At 67.4% G+C, this 18,525-nt stretch carries 19 protein-coding genes and 1 pseudogene; 4 read left to right on the plus strand and 16 right to left on the minus strand.

Annotated features, from left to right (window positions below; all coding sequences use genetic code 11):
* Positions 1-87: 87 nt before the first annotated feature.
* Complete coding sequence (locus tag A5771_RS16480) at positions 88-297, minus strand: hypothetical protein (protein ID WP_064856267.1); 210 nt, start codon at positions 295-297, stop codon at positions 88-90.
* A 122-nt stretch (positions 298-419) separates the two neighbouring features.
* On the opposite strand from A5771_RS16480, the gene A5771_RS16485 reads away from it, so the two are divergent.
* Positions 420-725 (plus strand): CDGP domain-containing protein, encoded by a 306-nt coding sequence (locus tag A5771_RS16485; protein WP_064856319.1) that lies wholly within the window; start codon positions 420-422, stop codon positions 723-725.
* Between the two features lie 33 nt (positions 726-758).
* On the opposite strand, the pseudogene A5771_RS24680 reads toward A5771_RS16485, so the two are convergent.
* Positions 759-842 (minus strand): annotated as a pseudogene (locus A5771_RS24680) (flavodoxin family protein); the annotation flags it as partial.
* A gap of 123 nt (positions 843-965) precedes the next feature.
* Here A5771_RS24680 and A5771_RS16490 point away from each other — a divergent pair.
* Both A5771_RS16490 and A5771_RS16495 read left to right on the plus strand, forming a co-directional pair.
* Positions 966-2,063, plus strand: a complete 1,098-nt coding sequence (locus A5771_RS16490; RefSeq protein ID WP_064856268.1) for a ferredoxin reductase — start codon at positions 966-968, stop codon at positions 2,061-2,063.
* A 14-nt stretch (positions 2,064-2,077) separates the two neighbouring features.
* The gene (locus A5771_RS16495) at positions 2,078-3,472 is read left to right on the plus strand and encodes a fatty acid desaturase family protein (protein ID WP_064856269.1); all 1,395 of its coding nucleotides are present in this window, start codon (positions 2,078-2,080) and stop codon (positions 3,470-3,472) included.
* A 5-nt stretch (positions 3,473-3,477) separates the two neighbouring features.
* Here the strand turns inward: A5771_RS16495 and A5771_RS16500 are convergent, their stop codons facing one another.
* The 12 genes from A5771_RS16500 to A5771_RS16555 all read right to left on the minus strand — a co-directional run bounded on the left by A5771_RS16500 (position 3,478) and on the right by A5771_RS16555 (position 15,616).
* Entirely contained in the window at positions 3,478-3,933 is a 456-nt protein-coding gene (locus A5771_RS16500; RefSeq protein WP_064856270.1) for a flavodoxin family protein, read from the minus strand.
* The gene (locus A5771_RS16505; RefSeq protein ID WP_428844416.1) at positions 3,930-4,367 is read right to left on the minus strand and encodes a hypothetical protein; all 438 of its coding nucleotides are present in this window, start codon (positions 4,365-4,367) and stop codon (positions 3,930-3,932) included. The genes A5771_RS16500 and A5771_RS16505 overlap by 4 nt, the downstream gene beginning before the upstream one ends.
* A 29-nt stretch (positions 4,368-4,396) precedes the next feature.
* Positions 4,397-5,134, minus strand: coding sequence for a 4-hydroxy-tetrahydrodipicolinate reductase (dapB, locus tag A5771_RS16510; protein ID WP_064856271.1), 738 nt, complete (start codon positions 5,132-5,134; stop codon positions 4,397-4,399).
* Between the two features lie 59 nt (positions 5,135-5,193).
* Complete coding sequence (locus tag A5771_RS16515; protein WP_064856272.1) at positions 5,194-6,210, minus strand: alpha/beta hydrolase; 1,017 nt, start codon at positions 6,208-6,210, stop codon at positions 5,194-5,196.
* A 75-nt stretch (positions 6,211-6,285) separates the two neighbouring features.
* On the minus strand, positions 6,286-7,359 hold the full coding sequence (locus tag A5771_RS16520; RefSeq protein WP_064856273.1) for a PDR/VanB family oxidoreductase: 1,074 nt from the start codon (positions 7,357-7,359) through the stop codon (positions 6,286-6,288).
* 1 nt (position 7,360) lies between these two features.
* Entirely contained in the window at positions 7,361-8,290 is a 930-nt protein-coding gene (locus A5771_RS16525) for an alpha/beta fold hydrolase (protein ID WP_064856274.1), read from the minus strand.
* Positions 8,291-8,310: 20 nt separating this feature from the next.
* Positions 8,311-9,219, minus strand: coding sequence for a metal-dependent hydrolase (locus A5771_RS16530; RefSeq protein ID WP_064856275.1), 909 nt, complete (start codon positions 9,217-9,219; stop codon positions 8,311-8,313).
* A 155-nt stretch (positions 9,220-9,374) separates the two neighbouring features.
* The gene (locus A5771_RS16535; protein WP_064856276.1) at positions 9,375-10,400 is read right to left on the minus strand and encodes a nitronate monooxygenase; all 1,026 of its coding nucleotides are present in this window, start codon (positions 10,398-10,400) and stop codon (positions 9,375-9,377) included.
* Positions 10,401-10,404: 4 nt separating this feature from the next.
* The gene (locus A5771_RS16540) at positions 10,405-11,718 is read right to left on the minus strand and encodes a M16 family metallopeptidase (protein ID WP_064856277.1); all 1,314 of its coding nucleotides are present in this window, start codon (positions 11,716-11,718) and stop codon (positions 10,405-10,407) included.
* A complete protein-coding gene (locus tag A5771_RS16545; RefSeq protein WP_064856278.1) occupies positions 11,696-13,954 on the minus strand; it encodes a polyribonucleotide nucleotidyltransferase in 2,259 nt (752 codons plus the stop codon). Before A5771_RS16545 ends, A5771_RS16540 begins: the two co-directional genes overlap by 23 nt.
* 291 nt (positions 13,955-14,245) lie before the next feature.
* On the minus strand, positions 14,246-14,515 hold the full coding sequence (rpsO, locus tag A5771_RS16550; protein ID WP_064856321.1) for a 30S ribosomal protein S15: 270 nt from the start codon (positions 14,513-14,515) through the stop codon (positions 14,246-14,248).
* A gap of 117 nt (positions 14,516-14,632) precedes the next feature.
* Positions 14,633-15,616, minus strand: a complete 984-nt coding sequence (locus tag A5771_RS16555; RefSeq protein WP_064856279.1) for a bifunctional riboflavin kinase/FAD synthetase — start codon at positions 15,614-15,616, stop codon at positions 14,633-14,635.
* A 24-nt stretch (positions 15,617-15,640) separates the two neighbouring features.
* On the opposite strand from A5771_RS16555, the gene mntR reads away from it, so the two are divergent.
* Positions 15,641-16,330 carry a manganese-binding transcriptional regulator MntR gene (gene mntR, locus A5771_RS16560; protein ID WP_064856280.1) on the plus strand — a complete coding sequence of 230 codons (690 nt, stop codon included), beginning with the start codon at positions 15,641-15,643 and terminating at the stop codon, positions 16,328-16,330.
* 16 nt (positions 16,331-16,346) lie between these two features.
* Here mntR and A5771_RS16565 read toward each other — a convergent pair whose 3' ends face one another.
* Both A5771_RS16565 and A5771_RS16570 read right to left on the minus strand, forming a co-directional pair.
* On the minus strand, positions 16,347-17,234 hold the full coding sequence (locus tag A5771_RS16565; protein ID WP_064856281.1) for a metal-dependent hydrolase: 888 nt from the start codon (positions 17,232-17,234) through the stop codon (positions 16,347-16,349).
* 192 nt (positions 17,235-17,426) lie between these two features.
* The gene (locus tag A5771_RS16570; protein WP_064856282.1) at positions 17,427-18,464 is read right to left on the minus strand and encodes an AraC family transcriptional regulator; all 1,038 of its coding nucleotides are present in this window, start codon (positions 18,462-18,464) and stop codon (positions 17,427-17,429) included.
* Between the last annotated feature and the right edge of the window lie 61 nt (positions 18,465-18,525).

An 18,525-nucleotide genomic window follows, 5' to 3' on the forward strand; every position in this document is an offset into this window, starting at 1 on the left:
AACGCACCCGCACCCAAGACCGCACCCACCGCATCAACACCGAACGCGCCCTCAACAAAGCCCCACCCTGACGTCGCAGGCGGGCAACTAGCTCTTGAAGGGCAGGATCTTGTTGAGCTGGTCGAGTTCCTTGCGCAGGTCGTGGATCAGTGCGGTGCCCCTGGCGGTGTGCGCCACGGCATGGATGCCGTCCTTGTGCTTGACCAGCTCCGCGAGGTCCTGGTGGGCGGCACGCACCGATTCCAGCGTGCGCGCGAGCAGGTCGCCGGTGGCCTGGGTGTCGTTTGCTTGCGTCACGGCATCGCAGCCTATCGCCTCACTCTGGGAACTGGGCGGAAACGGCGAGCGCAAATCGGCCAAACCCCGGCGACGTCCGGCCTAGTCTCTCGGCAACACACTGGGACGGGAAGGGAATGGCCGTGAAGCGCTACATCACGGGTGGGCTGACCGCCTTGTTGGGAGCCGCGGCGCTGATGGCCGGGTGGCTCGGCGCGGCGCCGGCGGCCAATGCCGGGTGCCAGGACAATCCGCTGCTGTTCTTCGCCACCGCCCAGAAGTGCGACGGGCCCCTTCAGCCCGACGGTAGCTGGCAGCGCTGCGTAATCTACTACTACGAGCCGCCGAAATCCCCGCCGTCGCAGCAGGACTGCCACCAGATGGGTCCGCTGGGCCGACAGTATCCGTTCCACTCGTTCTATCAACCGGAGACCCGCATCGCCCCCTAGCGGTGCTCAGCCGACCCCAGCACGCTTCCGAGCGCTCAGATAGCCCAGGTTGGCCGGGCTGCCCAGCAGGTAGCCGTCGGCGGGCGGCATGACGGCCGGCGCCACCGCCAACGCGGCGCCATGCATCTACACGTAGTCGGGTTTCAACACGTCCCAGACCGGGTTACCTACCGCTAAGCAGGTCTTGGGTCTGCCAAGTTCAAGGGCGGTTTGCACGGCCAGCCCGGAGGGAGACGGGATATGGCCGAACGCGGTGCTGAACCCCACGTCCCACGCGGCCGTCGCCTGTTTTTGCGAGCGGTGCGGCATCTGTTCAGTCCGTTACGCCCCGACGACTACCTCGAGATGGTCAACCCGCTGTGGACGACCAAAGAGTTGCGCGGCAAGGTCGAGCGGGTCGAGCCGCAAGGCTCCGAAGCGGCCAGCGTACTGATTCGCCCGGGGTACGAGTGGCCGGGCCACAAGCCGGGCCAGTACGTACGGCTTGGTTTGGTCATCGACGGCCGGTACCACTGGCGCGCATACTCGCTGACTTCGGATCCGCAGCCAAAGGACGGGCTGATCAGCGTCACGCCCAAGGCGGTGGACAGCGGCGTGGTGTCGCCGTACCTGGTGCGGAAAATACAGCCCGGAGAGCTGGTACGGCTCGGCGAAATAGAGGGCGTCTTCACCCTGCCCGAGCCGCTGCCCGCGAAAATGCTGTTCATCAGCGCCGGCAGCGGCATCACGCCGATCATCAGCATGCTGCGCAGCCTTGATCACCGCGGCGAGCTGGGCGACGTGGTGGTGTTTCATTCCGCCCGCACCCGCGAGCAGGTGATGTTCTTGCCGGTACTGGAAGACCTCGACCGCCGCCACGAACACCTGCGGCTGGATGTGCGGCTCACGGCCGAACGCGGCCGGTTGTCGCCGAGCGACTTGGACGAGTTGTGTCCGGACTGGCGCGATCGCGAAGCGTTCTGTTCGGGTCCGGGCGACTTGCTCGATGCGATGATCCAGCACTGGGAGGACAACGGCGACCCGGATCGGCTGCACTATGAGCGGTTCCAGCCGAAGATCGGCGGTAACGCCGGCGCAGGCGAAGGGGGTCAGGTTGCCTTCCTCGAAAGTGAGACTGCTGTCGAATGCGATGGAGGCACCCCCATTTTGGAAGCCGGCGAGCAGGCCGGTCTGAACCTCGCGTACGGCTGCCGAATCGGTATCTGCCACACCTGTGTTGGGACGTTGAAGTCCGGCAAGCTGCGCGATCTACGTTCCGGGGAGGTCACCGAGCCGATCGGACAAGACGTGCGGATCTGTATCCACACCGCCGAAGGTGACGTCGAACTCGAACTGTGATCGAAGGGAGCCACATGACTACTACCGCGGAGAGCCCGCTCGCCCGTCTGAGCGAGCAGGAGCTGGAAAAACTCGCGAAAGAATTCGACGCGATCCACGACGAGGTATTCGCCGAACTCGGCGATCGCGACCGCCACTACATCAAGACGGTGATCTCGGTACAGCGCCAGATCGTGGTGGTCGGACGTGTGCTGTTGCTGGCATCGCGGTCGAGAACTGCGTGGGTGCTCGGCACGGCATGTCTGAGTATGGCCAAAATCTTGGAGAACATGGAACTCGGTCATAACATCATGCACGGCCAATGGGATTGGATGAACGACCCCGACGTCCATTCCTCGGTGTGGGACTGGGACACCGCCTCAACGGCGAAAGCGTGGAAGCACTCGCATAACTACATCCATCACACCTACACCAACATCCGGGGCAAGGATCGCGATCTCGGCTACGAGATAATGCGGATCGACCCCAATCAGCCGTGGCATCCGGTCTGGCTCGCCCAACCACTGTTCAACTTTTTGCTGACGATTTTGTTCGAATGGGGCGTGGCGGTTCACGATATCGACTTTCGCGCCGCACAGCGCGGCGAGAAGCCGTGGTCGGAGGTGCGCCAAGAGCTCAAGGGAATCCGAGGTAAGGCGCGGGCGCAGATTGTCAAGGACTACCTCGGCTGGCCGGCAATCAGCGCCGGCGCGTTCGCCTTGGCACAGCTGGCCCTTCGTGGCCGGATTGATCAGCCGGCGGAGTCGCGTGTCGGCCGGCGGCTTCGGAAGGTCTCGAGCAAGGGCCGGATCGGCGCCACGGCGAATATGCTGGACCGGTTGCTGTCGGGGGTCGAAAGTACCTATTTGCGCACCCTGGCCGCCGACGCACTGGCTAATCTCATCCGCAATGTGTGGGCTCACGCCATCATTTTCTGCGGGCATTTCCCCGACCAGACGTACACATTCAGTGAAGAGGAAGTGGAGAACGAAACCCGCGGCGGGTGGTACGTCCGCCAGTTGATCGGCGCGGCCAACATCGACGGCAGTCCGCTGTTCCACGTCATCAGCGGCAATTTGGGCTACCAAGTCGAACACCATCTGTATCCGGACATGCCCAGTAGCCGGTACTCCGAGATCGCCCCCAAGATCAAGGACATCTGCGAGCGCTATGAGTTGCCCTACAACTCCGGGCGGTTCTCCAAGCAGTGGTTTACGGTGCACCGCACTATCTTCCGGTTGGCATTCCCGGGCGGGAAACCTCGGCCGAAGCCGGGGCCATACCGCAGCCCCGAGCGGAGAACCGGCCCCGGAGGTCCCAGTGAGGCCAGCCGATTCCGTGACCGGCTACCCGCCGAACACCCTGATGCCGGGCCGGAGCACGAATACGGTGGTGTCGAGGTGCAGCCGCCACCGCGTGGCAACGCCTAGCACGGCTACCCCATCAATTGCGCCGCAACCGTTGCGCCGAGGTTCCAGCACGCCTCGATGTCGGCGTTGGTGGGCTTGCCGGACACCACGACGTAGTCGGCGGCCTTCACCCAGCCCAGGCCGGTCGTGATGGAGTCGACGGCGCGTTCGGCTCCCTCGGTGCCTTCGTTGCCGTGCAGATACAGCCCGAAGGGCCGGCCGCGGGTCGAATCCAGGATCGGGTAATAACACACGTCGAAGGCGTGCTTGAGGGCGCCGCTCAGATAGCCCAGGTTGGCCGGGCTGCCCAGCAGGTAGCCGTCGGCGGACAGCATGTCGCCCGGCGACACCGCCAACGCCGCGCGGCGCACCACCTCGACCCCCTCGATCTCGGGGTCGGTCGCCCCGGACAGCACCGCCTCGAACATGGCCTGGCAGTACGGCGACGGCGTGTGGTGAACGATCAACAAGGTCTTGCTCATCGGCTCTCCTGCAGCCGGACCGCGATCTTCATGGTCTCCCGCGCGCGGCGACGGTCCCCGGCGTACTCGTAGGCGCGGGCCAGCCGGTACCAGCGTCGCCAATCATCGGGGTCGGCGTCGAGTTCCGCACGCACCGTGTGGAACAGGGCATCAGCGGCGTCGCGTTCGATACGACCCGACGGCCGTCGCGGCAACGCGCTGGCATCGAGTTCCATCCCGTCATCGGCGATCAGCCGGGACAGCCGCTGATGGGCGAAGCCGTCGCGCAGGGTGGCGATCATCGCCCACAGGCCGATGACCGGCATGACCAGCAGTGCCAGCCCCAACCCGACCGCGGGCGCCGAGCCGGACGTGATCAGCAGCACCGCGATCCGGCCCAAGAACACCAGGTACATCAACAGTGCCAGGCACATGAAGGCGATGAGTGCCTTCATTCGGGCTGCCGCCGACACTGTGACCACGCCTATTGCAGGTCGAGGAGGGGTTCGATGCCGATCGTCAGGCCCGGGAATTCGGCGACGCGCCGCACCGCCAACAGCACCCCGGGAACGAACGATGTCCGGTCGATGCTGTCGTGGCGGATGGTGAGCGTCTCGCCCAGGGTGCCGAAGAGCACCTCCTGGTGGGCGACCAGCCCGGCCAGGCGTACCGAATGCACCGGAACGCCGTCCACGTCGGCGCCGCGCGCTCCCGGCAGGCCGGTGCTGGTGGCATCGGGGTTGGGCGGCAGGTCTTTTCGGGCCTCGGCGATCAGCGCGGCGGTGCGGGTGGCGGTGCCCGACGGCGCATCGGCCTTCTGCGGGTGGTGCAGCTCGATGACCTCCGCCGATTCGAAGAACCTGGCGGCCTGCACCGCGAAGTGCATTGACAGCACGGCGCCGATCGCGAAGTTGGGTGCGATCAGCACCGACGCACCGGGTTTGGCCGCCAGCCAGGAGCGGACCTGATCGAGCCGCTCGGCGGTGAATCCGGTGGTGCCGACCACCGCGTGAATCCCGTTGTCGATCAAGAACTTCAGATTGTCCATCACGACGTCGGGGTGGGTGAAGTCGATCACGACCTCGGTGTCGCCGGCGGTCAGCAGGCTCAGCTCGTCACCGGCGTCGACCTCGGCGGACAGGGTCAGATCATCGGCGGCGCGCACCGCCGCAACCATGGTGGCACCGACTTTGCCCTTGGCGCCCAGCACTGCTACCCGCATGGCTGCCACCCTAGCGGGGACTGCGAGCGCGGCGAAGCCGGGCGGTGTGGGCCCAAGCGTCAGGACACCTCTCGGCGGGCCTCCCCGGATCGGTCGGCCTCGGCCAGGCGCTCGGCCACGAACCGGCAGATGAGAGCGAACGCCGCCCGACTGTCCGGCAGGAAGGGGAACAACGCCGGGAATGCGTGCAGTTGGCGCGCCCATAGCTCCAGGAGGCTGGGCCGGCCCAGCTGCTGCAGCGCGGCGTGCAGCCGTTCGGCATCGCAGCGCAGGATCTCCGACTCGGCCGCGATCAGCAGGGCCGGCGGCAGAGTCTCCAGCCGGCCATTGATCGGGGACAGCTCGTGGCGCAGCCGCGCCGAGGGGCACACCAGATCGATGATGTCGGGCAGCACCGCCGGGATGCCGAATGCGTCGGCGGTCCTGTTCGAGTGGGTGCTGCGGGCGACGCCGTCCAACTCCAGCACCGGCGAGATCCCGATCACCCCGGCCGGGGCGGGCAGGCCGCGCTGCTGGCTGGTCAGCGCGGTCGCGAATGCCAAGAACCCACCGGCGGAGTCCCCGGCGAGCACCGTTTTGTCCGGGTCGGCGCCGAGTCCGAGCAGCCAGCGGTACGCGCCGATGCAATCGTCCACCGAACCGTCCACCGTAACTTGGGGGTATTGCCGGTAATCGACATGAACAACCGGCAGTCGGGTGCGTCGGGCGAGTTTGGCCACCACATGCAGGTGGGTGTCCAAGCCTCCGGTGACGAAGCCGCCGCCGTGGAAATACAGGATGACGCCATCGACGAAGGCATCACCGAGCGGCCGGCCCCGATCGGCCACTCGGACCACTTCGACCGGGACGCCGGGGCCCTGGCTACGGGTAAAGCCCACCCCGAAGAACGGCCTGACGCGTTGCAGCTTGGCGACGGTGTTGACCCGGCGGCCTACCTTTGTGATCCGGCTGGCGACCGTCCCGCTACCGGCGTGCAGCACCAGGCGCCGCACCAGGCGCGGGGTGACGGCGTTGGCGAGCCCGTAGATCAGCTTGGCGGGCAGGCTGGCCGGATGGATCGGAAGGGTTGGGGGCATCCGGGCAGTGTAGGGGCCGGCCGATAGCGGAGGCCGTGATTTGCCGAAACCGCCTGGAAGTTGACGCCAATTCGCTCAGGCGTCGATGACGATCCGGCCGCCGCGGGCCCGAGAGACGCAGACCAGCATCTCGTCGCACTCCTCCGCGGTGCGTCCTCGCCGGTCGACATCACCGGAGACCACCTTGACCTTGCAGGTGCCGCAGAACCCCTGCCGACACGAGCAGGCGGTGGTCGGGTCGGCGTCGAGCATCACATCCAGCGCCGAACGGTCCGCCGGGATCAGCAGCAATCGCCGCGAGCGGGCCAGCTCGAGTTCGAAGGGCACGCCGTCGACGACCGGCGGCGGGCTGAACCGCTCGTAGTGCAGCGGCGCATCGGCGTGTTCGTTACGGGTGGCGCGCACCGCTTCGAGCATCGCGGTCGGCCCGCACACATACACCGCGGTCTGCGGACCGGCATCGGCCAGCAGTTCGTCGGTGCAGGCGAACCGCCCGTGTTCGTCGTCGGCCCATACCGTGACGCGCCCGGAATCCACCGCCAGCACCTCGTCGAGCAGCGGCATATCGGCCCGGTTGCGGCCGGCATACACAGCGCGCCAATTGATTCCGCGCTGCGCTGCCTCGCGCAGCATCGGCAGCATCGGGGTTACCCCGATCCCGCCGATGACGAACAGCACGTCGCTCTCATCGGTGCCGAGATAGAACGCGTTGCGCGGGCCCTCGAACACCAAGGTGTCGCCCACGGCGTAGGACTCGTGCATCTCCACCGACCCGCCGCCACCGTCGTCGAGCCGCCGCACCGCGATGCGGTAGTCGGTGCGTCGGCCGGGCACCCCGCACAGCGAGTACTGCCGGCGACGACCCGACGGCAGCTGCACGTCGATATGACCGCCTGGGGTCCAGGACGGCAGCAGGCCTTGCGGGTCGGCGATCGTCAGCGCCACGACGTCCGGGGTCAGCATCTCCCGCTTGGTGACGACCGCGGCGATGGTCCGCGAGACCGGCGCCACCCGCGACGGCGTCCACCTCGACAGCCCCGAGATGCCGCCGAAGATCGTCACCGATCCCCAGAGCAGGCTGAAGAACCGGTCATGCTTACGCCGGCCGTAGAGGTCCGGGGGCCGAGAACGCCAGATGTCTTGCGGCATATCAGCTTTGCCGCGTATCAGGGATATCGGTGACGGCAGGGTCTGCGCTGTCGGCCACATGCTGATCCACCCATTCGCCGGTGAGCCGGGCGATCATCTCGGGGCGGTCGGTCACCACCCAGTGCCCACCGTCGATGTCGAGCACCCGGTTGCGGGGCGGGATCGCACCGGTGAAGCGTTGCAGGGCGGGGCTGACGAACAGGTCCAGGCGCGGTGCGAGCACCTGTACGGGCACCTCGGTGGAGGGCAGCGGCACGGACGGTTTCAGCAGCGGTCTGGGCATGTTCGCCCGATACAGGTTCAGTCCGTTGACGTAGTCGTTCTCCGCACGGTGGCCGGCCCGCCGCGGGCCGCCGGACTGACCGATCCGCTCCAGGGTTTCGATGAGTCTGCCGCCGAAACCGGACCGGAACAGCGCCTCGGGCAGCCATGGGGTCAAGAACAGCCAGATGTAGCCGGACTCCAGGAATTGCCGGACGACGTCGACGAGGGTCCGCAGGTTACGGGGCGAGCGCAGGAACTGTCCGGCGTAATCCAGGTGCGGCCCGGAAATCGACGTGTAGGAACCGATTTTGGACGCCACCGAGGGGTCGGTCACCGCCGCCCAGCCCTGAATGGAACCCCAGTCGTGGGCCAGCAGATGGACCTGTTCGACACCCAGGTGCTCGATCACCGCACCGATGTCGTCGACCAGCTGAGGCAGCCGGTAGCCGGACCTGTCCGTCGGCGCCGAGGACGCGCCCGCACCGCGCACGTCGTAGGCGACGACGTTGTAGCGGCCCGTCTCGACGAGCTCCTCGGCCACCGGATCCCACACGTGGTGGTTGTCCGGGTAGCCGTGAACGGCCAGGATCGTCGGCCGTCCCGGGGCCAGGTCGGTGTAGGCGTGCACCGCCAGCGTGACGCCGTCGGATGCGGTGAGAGTGCTCATGTGGTCCCTGTTGTCGGTGGTCAGTGCGTGGCGCGGGCGGCGGGCGAAATGGCCAGATAGTTGACCGCTTTCTCGATCCCGCCGAGTTGAGCGGGGTGAAAGCCCGGCCGGTAGTAGGAGGCGATGGCGGGCATGAATTCGAACGGAGCGGGTACCAGCCCACGGCGCGACACTGTGAACCAGTCCCGCCAGCGCGGCTTGGTTCCGGCCGGCAATTGCGGGTCCACCTTGTACATGAACCGCAGGCCGCGCACCCATAGCCACAGCATCATCGGCGTGACGATCAACTGGGTGCGCACCTGCCGGAAGTACCCGGCCCGCAGGTGTTTCATCACGTCGAAGGCGACGGCCTTGTGCTCGACCTCTTCGGCACCGTGCCAGCGCAGCATGTCCAGCATCGCCGGATGGGCGCCGATCGCATCCAGCGCCGGGCTGTCGAGCACCCACTCCCCCAGGATCGCCGTGTAGTGCTCGACGGCGGCGACCAGCGCCACCCGTTCCAGCAACCAGCGCTGCTGGCGGCGCTGGCTCCAGTGCGGCCGGTCGCCGAGCAGGTGAGCGAACAGCCACTTGATCTGGGCGGTGAACGGCGACATGTCGATGCCGCGGGCGGCCAGCGCCTCGACGACGCCTGTGTGCGCCTGCGCGTGGGTGGCCTCCTGCCCGATGAACCCCTGGACGTCGAGGCGCAGTTGGTCGTCTTTGATCAAGGGCAGCGCCTGCTTGAACACCTCGACGAAGAACTCCTCGCCGGCGGGCAGCAGTAGGTGCAGCACGTTGCAGAAGTGGGTGGCGAAGGGTTCCCCGGGCAGGTAGTGCACCGGCAGGTCCGACCAGTCGAATCCGACGTCACGGGCTTGTAGGACGATCCGCTCGTGGTCCAGTGAGCCGTCATGCGGGCCCGCGGCACTGTCGTCGACCTTGAGCATGTCAACCCCTATCACGTTTACAAAGACGCATGTTTTGTCTTTGACTTGGACAGATGATCAGCTAGGGTACAACGATACCACCGGTACTGCCTACATTGAATGCGCCGGATCGATGAATGAGCGTGGCGGGCCGGGGCAACCGGGTCCGGACCGGATCAACCCGGCGTCAATGCCGCCACGATGTCGGCGGCCTTCGCCCCGCGGACCGTCCGGTAGGCGGTCCCAGCCCACAGGCTGGTCCCGTGCGGGTCATCCATCGCCACTGCCGCCGCCCGGATCGGCCTGGTCATGTGGTTGATCTCCGGATATCCCACCGGCGCCACATAGTCGAAGGTCCGGGTGAAGTCGTTCTCCAGTCCGCGCGCGTAGCGGCCGGAGAACGCACACGTCACCGTGGTGTTGATGAACTCCGGGTTCGTCAGCGCCGCACGGTGCGTCGGGTTGGTACCCGCCTCGTCCGCCAGCAGCAGTGCGGTACCGATCTGGGCGGCCACCGCACCGCGTCCCAGCACCCCGGCCACATCGCCCGCGGTGCCCAGACCACCGGCCGCCACCAGCGGGACGTCACCGTGGGCGTGGCCGATCTCGGCCAGCAGATCCTCGAGCGGCTCGCTTCCCGGCCGCACGTCGGGCGCGAAGCTGCCACGGTGCCCGCCGGCGCCAGGGCCCTGCACCACCAACGCGTCGGCGCCGTGCGCCACCGCGATACCGGCCTCGTACGCCGAGGTCACCGTGACCAGGGTCATGATGCGCAGCGCCCGCAGCCTCGCCAGGTCCTCCGGCGCCGGTGTCCCGAACGTGAACGAGACCACCGTGGGCCGTAGGTCGGCGATCACCTCGAGCTTCTCCGGCCAGCAGTCGTCGTCACCGGAGCGGGGCCGGCCCAGTTCGACGCCGTAATGCTCGGCCAGTGGTTCCAGCAGATCGGCATACTCGTCGAGCAGCACCATATCGGCACCACTGGGTTGCGGCACAAACAGATTGGCCCCGATCGGGCCGGCCGTGGCGCTGCGTGCGGCGGTGATGTCGTCGGCCAACTGTTGCGGGGTTCGGTAACCGCCGGCGACAAAACCCAGCCCGCCCGCCTGCGACACGGCGGCCGCCAGCTCCGGTGTGCTGGGACCGCCGGCCATCGGCGCACCGAGCAGTGGGACCGCGAGTTCGGAGAAGCTGAAAGCCATCCCCCTAGCCTGCCATTAACCGCAAACGCCGCGGAAGAGCCCCTTTCGAGCGGTACGGACCCAGAACAGCGACACCGTAGGGCTGGCGCAACAGTTGACGGGCCACCGCGTTGACCTCGTCGACGGTGACCGCGGACAGCTCCCGCAGGGTACGGGAGATGGGGCGGTGCCGTCCGTAGTTCAGTTCGGTACGGCCGAGCCGGTTCATCCGCGAACTCGAATCCTCCAGTCCCAGAACCAGTCCGCCGCGCAAGGATCCCTTGGCGATCCGGCACTCCTCGGCGGTGATGCCGTCGCGCGCAACCGCGTCGAGCACCTCGGTGGTCACTGCCGCCACTTCGGCGAACCGCTCCGGCTGGCAGGCGGTGTAGACCGACAGTGCACCCGCGTCGGCGAAGGTGTCCACCGACGAGTAGATCGAGTACGCCAGCCCGCGCGATTCCCGAACCTGTTGGAACAACCGCGAACTCAACCCCCCGCCGAGGGCGGTGTTGAGCACCGCCAGCGCCTGACGGTGCGGCCAGTACCTCCCCGGAGCGCGCACCCCCAGCGACATGTGGGTCTGGTCGGCGTCCCGGTTGACCACGGTCAGCCCGGGCGTGCCCGGCACCCGGGAAGTCCCGCGCCGCGGCTCGGCGGGCTTCTCGCCTCGAATCAGGCGATGCCCGAAGTGTTCTCGAACCAGCGCCACCACGGTGTCGTGATCGACATTGCCGGCCACCGCCACCACCATGCGCTCCGGGGTGTAGCGACGCTGGTGAAACGAGCGCAGCTGCTTAGCCGTCATCGCCGACACCGACTCGACATTGCCGATCACCGGCCGTCCGATCGGATGGTCGCCGAACAGCGTCGACAAGAACACGTCGCCCAGCGCGTCCTCGGGATCATCGTCGCGCATCGCGAGTTCTTCGAGGACCACGTCGCGCTCGAGGTCGACGTCGGCGGCCGCGCAGGACCCGTTGAGCACCACGTCGCTCACCAGCGCGACGGCCAGCTCCAGATCGCTGTCGAGCACGTGGGCGTAGTAGCAGGTGTGCTCTTTGCCGGTGAAGGCGTTGAGCTCACCGCCGACGGCGTCCATGGCCTGGGCGATGCCGGCCGCCGTGCGGGTCGGGGTGGCCTTGAACAGCAAGTGCTCCAGGAAGTGCGCCGCCCCGGCCACCGTGGCGCCCTCATCACGTGATCCGACGCCCACCCAGACGCCCACCGACGCCGAACGGACCGCAGGGAGGTACTCGGTGACCACCCGCAGCCCGCCCGGCAGGGTGGTACGTCGCAGTGTGGCGCGCGCGATGTCAGCTCTCGGTGGCGGCGGCATCGGCAGGCTCGGTGGACCCCGCCTCTGGGGCCGACTCGGCGGCGTCCTCCACCGGCACCAGCGAGATCTTGCCGCGGTTGTCGATGTCGGCGATCTCCACTCGCAGCTTGTCGCCGACCTTGACGACGTCCTCGACCTTGGCGACGCGCTTGCCCTTGCCCAGCTTGGAGATATGCACCAGCCCGTCGCGGCCCGGCAGCAGCGAGATGAACGCGCCGAAGTCGGTGGTCTTGACGACGGTGCCCAGGAACCGCTCACCGATCTTGGGCAGCTGCGGGTTGGCGATCGCATTGATCTTGTCGATCGCGGCCTGCGCCGACGGGCCGTCGGTGGCTCCGACGAACACGGTGCCGTCGTCCTCGATGGAGATCTGGGCGCCGGTCTCCTCGGTGATCGAGTTGATCATCTTGCCCTTGGGCCCGATCACCTCGCCGATCTTGTCCACCGGAACCTTGATGGTGGTGACCCGCGGCGCGTACGGGCTCATCTCGTCGGGGGCGTCGATGGCCTCGGCCATCACCTCCAGGATGGTCAGCCGCGCGTCCTTGGCCTGCGACAGCGCGCCCGCGAGCACCTTGGACGGAATGCCGTCGAGCTTGGTGTCCAGCTGCAGCGCGGTGACGAAGTCCTTGGTGCCGGCGACCTTGAAGTCCATGTCGCCGAACGCGTCCTCGGCGCCCAGGATGTCGGTGAGCGCAACGAACCGGCGCTCGGTCTTGCCGTCGACTTCTACGTCGTCGGAGACCAGGCCCATCGCGATGCCGGCGACCGGAGCCTTCAGCGGCACTCCGGCGTTGAGCAGTGCCAGCGTGGAGGCGCAGACCGAGCCCATCGAGGTGGATCCGTTGGAGCTCAGGGCTTCCGAGACCTGCCGGATGGCGTAGGGGAACTCCTCGACGCTGGGCAGCACCGGAATCAGGGCCCGCTCGGCCAATGCGCCATGGCCGATTTCGCGGCGCTTGGGCGAACCGACCCGGCCGGTCTCACCGGTGGAGTACGGCGGGAAGTTGTAGTGGTGCATGTAGCGCTTGGACGTCTCCGGCCCCAGCGAGTCGATCTGCTGGGCCATCTTCATCATGTCCAGCGTGGTCACACCCATGATCTGGGTCTCGCCGCGCTCGAACAGCGCGCTACCGTGCGCCCGGGGCACCACGGCGACCTCCGCGCTCAGCGCCCGAATGTCGGTGATGCCGCGACCGTCGATGCGGAAGTGGTCGGTCAGAATGCGCTGGCGCACCAGCTGTTTGGTCAGGCTGCGGTAGGCCGCGCTGATCTCCTTCTCGCGTCCCTCGTAGGTTTCGGCGAGCCGCGCGACCACCTCCGCCTTGATCTCCTCGGTGCGATCGTCGCGCTCGGCCTTGCCGGCGATGGTCAGCGCCTTGGCCAGCTCATCGGTGGCCACCGAGGCCACCGAGTAGTAGACGTCCTCACCGTAGGAGGGGAACAGCGGGTAGTCGGCGGTCGGTTTCGCGGCGGCGTCGGACAGCTCCTGCTGGGCCTTGCACAGCGCCGCGATGAACGGCTTCGCCGCTTCCAGGCCGTCGGCGACCACCGTCTCGGTCGGCGCCTGCGCACCGGCTTCGATCAGCTCGATGACGTTCTCGGTGGCCTCCGCCTCGACCATCATGATCGCGACATCGCCGTCTTCCAGGACACGCCCGGCCAGCACCATGTCGAACACCGCGCGCTCGAGCTGCTCGACGGTGGGGAAAGCCACCCAGCTGCCGTCGATCAGCGCCACCCGCGCCGCGCCGACCGGCCCGGAGAACGGCAGGCCGGCCAACTGCGTGGAGGCCGACGCGGCGTTGATCGCCACCACGTCGTAGAGGTCCTTGGGGTCGAGGCTCAGCACCGTGACCACGACCTGGATCTCGTTGCGCAGGCCCTCGACGAACGACGGGCGCAGCGGGCGGTCGGTGAGCCGGCAGGTCAGGATCGCGTCGGTGGACGGCCGGCCCTCGCGGCGGAAGAACGAGCCGGGGATGCGCCCGGCGGCATACATCCGCTCCTCGACGTCGACGGTGAGCGGGAAGAAGTCGAAGTGCTCCTTGGGAGCCTTGCTGGCGGTGGTCGCCGACAGCAGCATGGTTTCGTCGTCGAGGTAAGCGACGACACTGCCGGCCGCCTGCTGGGCCAACCGGCCGGTCTCGAAGCGGATGGTGCGGGTGCCGAAGCTCCCGTTGTCGATGGTGGCGGTGGACTCGAAAACGCCTTCTTCTATTTCAATTGCAGACATGGACGCCCGTGCGGCCTTCCTGGTTCGTTCAGCTGTTTCGCAACGCCAGACGTGGACCTGTGCAGGACCTGGATGCGGCTACGGTCGTCGATCGAAGCGGCCGGATCTGTAGAACTCCTCGACCCGGCTGCCACTACCGAAGACCGCCCGACTCAGGTCTGGGCTGATCGCCCCGAACGTGTCCCGTCGTGACGTGCCGGAGTGACGCGCGCGGACTGCGTGGGCCACACCGATCTCCGGGCGGGGCCCGGAACGGTCTCACTCTACACGGCGGCGTTTGCCGCCGGTTGGTCAGCGACGCAGGCCCAGGCGCTCAATGAGCGAGCGGTACCGCGCCACATCGATCTGGGCGAGGTACTTGAGCAGACGACGCCGCCGGCCGACCAGCAGCAGCAGGCCGCGCCGGGAGTGGTGGTCGTGCTTGTGGGTCTTGAGGTGCTCGGTGAGGTCGATGATCCGCTTGGTGAGCAGCGCGACCTGCGCCTCCGGAGAACCGGTGTCGGTCTCGTGCAGACCGTAGTTACCCAGGATCTCTTTTTTCTGCTCGACTGTCAGTGCCACGAAAACATCTCCATCAATCGGTCCCGCGAATGTCATTACGGCGGCCACCGCGGACTGCAGCACGCCGAGGGGCGAGTCTAGCAGCGCCTCCCGCACCTTTCCCAATCGTGCGGGCGGTCAGTCTTCGGCCAACAGAGCGCGGGTCTTGTCCACGTCGGTGTTCATCGCCGCCACCAGATCCGCCACCGAGTTGAACTTCTCCTGACCCCGGATCCGGCTGACGAAATCGACGGCGACCCGCTGGCCGTACAGGTCGGCGGTTTGGTCCAGTACGAACGCCTCGACGGTGCGGGCCCGCCCGGAGAAGGTCGGGTTGGTGCCGACCGACACCGCCGCCCGGCAGCGCTGACCGGCGATGACGGTGCCGGGCACCGGGCCGTGCCCCAGCACGGTGAACCACGCCGCGTACACCCCGTCGGCCGGAATGGCCGCATACGCCGACGGTGCCACGTTGGCGGTCGGGAAGCCCAGGTCCTTCCCGCGGCCATCCCCGCGCACCACCAAGCCCTCGACCCGGTGCGGCCGGCCCAGGGCCTCGGCCGCGGCGACGACGTCGCCGGCGTCCACGCAGGACCGGATGTAGGTCGAGGAGAAGGTGACCGACTGGGCCGGGTCGGTGTCGGCGCGCTCGGCCACCAGCGACACCGACTTCACCCCGAAACCGAACTGCTCACCGGCGCGGCGCAACGTCTCGACGTTGCCCGCCGCCTTGCGGCCGAAGGTGAAGTTCTCCCCCACCACCACGTCCACCACGTGCAGGCGCTCGACCAGAAGTTCGTGGATGTAGCGGTCCGGGGTGAGCTTCATGAAGTCGTGGGTGAACGGGATCACCAGGAACACGTCTACGCCGGCCTCTTCGACGAGCTCGGCGCGGCGCGCCAACGTGGTGAGTTGCGCGGGATGGTTGCCGGGGTAGACCACTTCCATCGGGTGCGGGTCGAAGGTCATCAGCACCGTCGGCACACCGCGGGCTCTACCGGTCTTCACCGCATGGGCGATCAGTTCGGCATGGCCGCGGTGCACACCGTCGAACACGCCGATGGTGAGCACGCACCTGCCCCAGTCTGTGGGGATCTCGTCCTGCCCCCGCCACCGCTGCACATCCGCAAGCCTAAACTGTGTGCCGTGAGCCCTTGGGAGCAGTCGGACGGGCTGACTAGCGTCGCCCAGGACTACCTGAAGGTCATCTGGACCGCCCAGGAGTGGTCACCCGACAAGGTCAGCACCAAGATGCTGGCGGAGAAGATCGGTGTATCGGCCAGCACCGCATCGGAATCGATCCGCAAACTCGCCGAAGCCGGCCTGGTGGACCACGAGAAGTACGGCGCGGTAACCCTCACCGACGAGGGACGGCGCGCTGCGCTGGGCATGGTGCGCCGGCACCGGTTGATCGAGACGTTTCTGGTGCGCGAGCTGGGCTACAGCTGGGACGAGGTGCACGACGAGGCCGAGGTGCTCGAGCACGCGGTCTCCGATGCGCTGGTGGACCGCATCGACGCCAAATTGGGATTTCCGCAGCGCGACCCCCACGGCGACCCGATCCCGGCGGCCGACGGGCAGGTGCCCACCCCCCCGGCCCGTCAGTTGTGGGAGTGCGCCGACGGCGACTCCGGCACGGTGGCCCGGATCTCCGATGCCGACCCGGAGATGCTGCGCTACTTCGACGGAGTGGGCATCAGCCTCGATGCTCGCGTCCAGGTGCTGACCCGCCGCGAGTTCGCCGGGATCATCTCGGTGGCCCTGGAGTCGCCCGCCGGCGAGCAGGCGACCATAGACCTGGGAAGCCCTGCGGCACAGGCGATCTGGGTGGTGTGATCGTCGGCCTGCCGGATCACCTCAGGTGGCCGACGAGCTGTCCTTGCTCTCCGAAAAGCTTGTGACGCCATGCGGCTTCCAGCTCCGTGGTGTCGATCTGGGACGGGTGGAATCCGGCCTTCTTGAACGGGCCCATCGCGGAGTAGAAGCCCGTCCACATCGGCGTGCGCAGCATCTGCACGGTCTCCCGCAGGATCCGGAGCGGCCGCCGGCGCCCCTCGCGGTCGGTGGTGGCGATCGAGAGCCAGGCGAACAGCACCAGGATCGGGATGCCGCAGTTCTGCGCGAACCGCATCCAGCGGATGCGCGTCGATTCCGGCACGCCGACAGCCCGATACACGTCGAAGGCGACCGACTTGTGTTCCAGTTCTTCCAACGCATGCCAGTTGAGCAGGTTGCGAATCTCGGGGTCGTACATCATCGCCTGAATCTCGGGGCTTTTGAGGATGTTCTCCGCCCACACCGCGGTGAAGTGCTCGGCGGCCACGGTGAAGCCGAGGAAGAAGTGCCGGAGCCGGGGCAGCCGATCCGGGCTCGGGTACTGCTTGTCGAGGAACTTCTCCATCCGCTCGGTGCTCTCCAACAGATACTCGAACCAGGCGGTGGGATACCCCATCGCGGTGAGCTGCTCGTTGAGCTCACGGTGCCCGCGCCCGTGAGTTTTCTCCTGCCCGATGAATCCGGCCACCCGCTTGCGCAGGTCCGGGTCGGCGATCTGGTCTTTGTAGCGGCCTACCGACCGCACGAAGATCTCTTCGCCCGGCGGGAAGATCGCCGACAGAATCGCGATCAGGTGGCTGAACACCATATTGCCGTCGGCGAAGTACTTGTCGGTGCCGGCCACGCCGAACCCGAAGCTCATCCGGCGCACCGCCGGGTAGGCCACGTCGTGAGATGCAGTCATGGTCTCACTCTGACCCGGCGGGCCGATCGATGTAATGCGCGAACCGGACAGCTATTTGATGGATCCGGACACCTCGGATGTTGGAGCGGCCTTCGCGGACCGCAGGTCGAAGTCGGCCCGCACCGGTGGTTCGCCGAGGCGGGCGCGATAGCGGGTCGGGTCCACGGCCACAATCGGCTCGGCGGTCCCTGGTCAGCGACCGCGGTGTCTGCTCGGCGGTGTACCAGTCCAGCGGATGAAGGCGCGGGTGAACGCGGCGGTCTCCGAATAGCCCAGTTGCCGGGCGGTCTCCTCGACAGTTAACCCCGATTCGAGCAGCGCCGCCGCCAGCGTCGCCCGCACCTCGTCGACCAGGGCACGGTAGCTGGTGCGCTCGGCCGCCAACCGGCGATGCAGGGTGCGCTCGGCGATGCACAGTTCGGCGGCGATGTCGGCCATCGACGGCAGCTGGCCGGGGTCGCGGACCAGGCGGGTCCGCACCAACGCGGCGATCCCGCGGCGCTGTCGCCGGGCCTCCAACAGGTCCTCACACTGCTGCACACACAGTTGTGCGGTCGCGGCGTCGGCGGCCGGCATCGCCTGCCCCAGCACCTCGTTGGGGATCATGATCGCACTGCGGGTGGACGTCGTGTCGATCTCGATGACCAGTCCGGGGAAAACAAGGCGATCCGTCGGTATCTCGATGCCGGGCAGTTCGACCTTGAGCGGCGTCGGCGATTCCAATTGCCCGATCAGTAGCGGCGCCAGGTTGATCACGGCGAACAGATCGCGTTCGAGCATGAACTCCCGCACGTCGGCGGGAACCTGACTGTCGTCGAACTCGATGACGGCGCCGGCGGCGGTGTCGCAGCGGGTGATCCGAAGGAAAGTCGACGACAGCGCCGCAAAGCGGCAGGCGATGTTGACGGCGTCGCCCCAGGTCGGGCTGGCCAGCAGCGCATAGCCGAGAATCCCCATGTTGGCGAAGTTGTACTGCAGCCCGACGTCGCGGGCGAACTCGTGCGGATCGGCAACGCGGGCAAGGATGTTGCGCAAGATCGCCAATTCCTGGCCGGCTTGAACCTCGGTGGCGCTGTTCTCGATGTCGGCCGGCGACACATCGGTGCCGGCCAGGCAGTCGGCCGTAGCCACCCCGTGCAGGCGGGCCGCCTCGATCAGGTGCCGAGTGGTCGCCACCGGCCGCGGAACGTCCCAGTCGGCCCCATGAGCGTGCGCTTCCCCGACCACCATGTGTCCGAAGATATCAAATCGAGGTCTGCAACGGTCATTCCGTCGCATCCGGGCGATTCAT

This window comes from Mycolicibacter sinensis, assembly GCF_001667375.1.
Taxonomy (GTDB): Bacteria; Actinomycetota; Actinomycetes; order Mycobacteriales; family Mycobacteriaceae; genus Mycobacterium; species Mycobacterium sinense_A.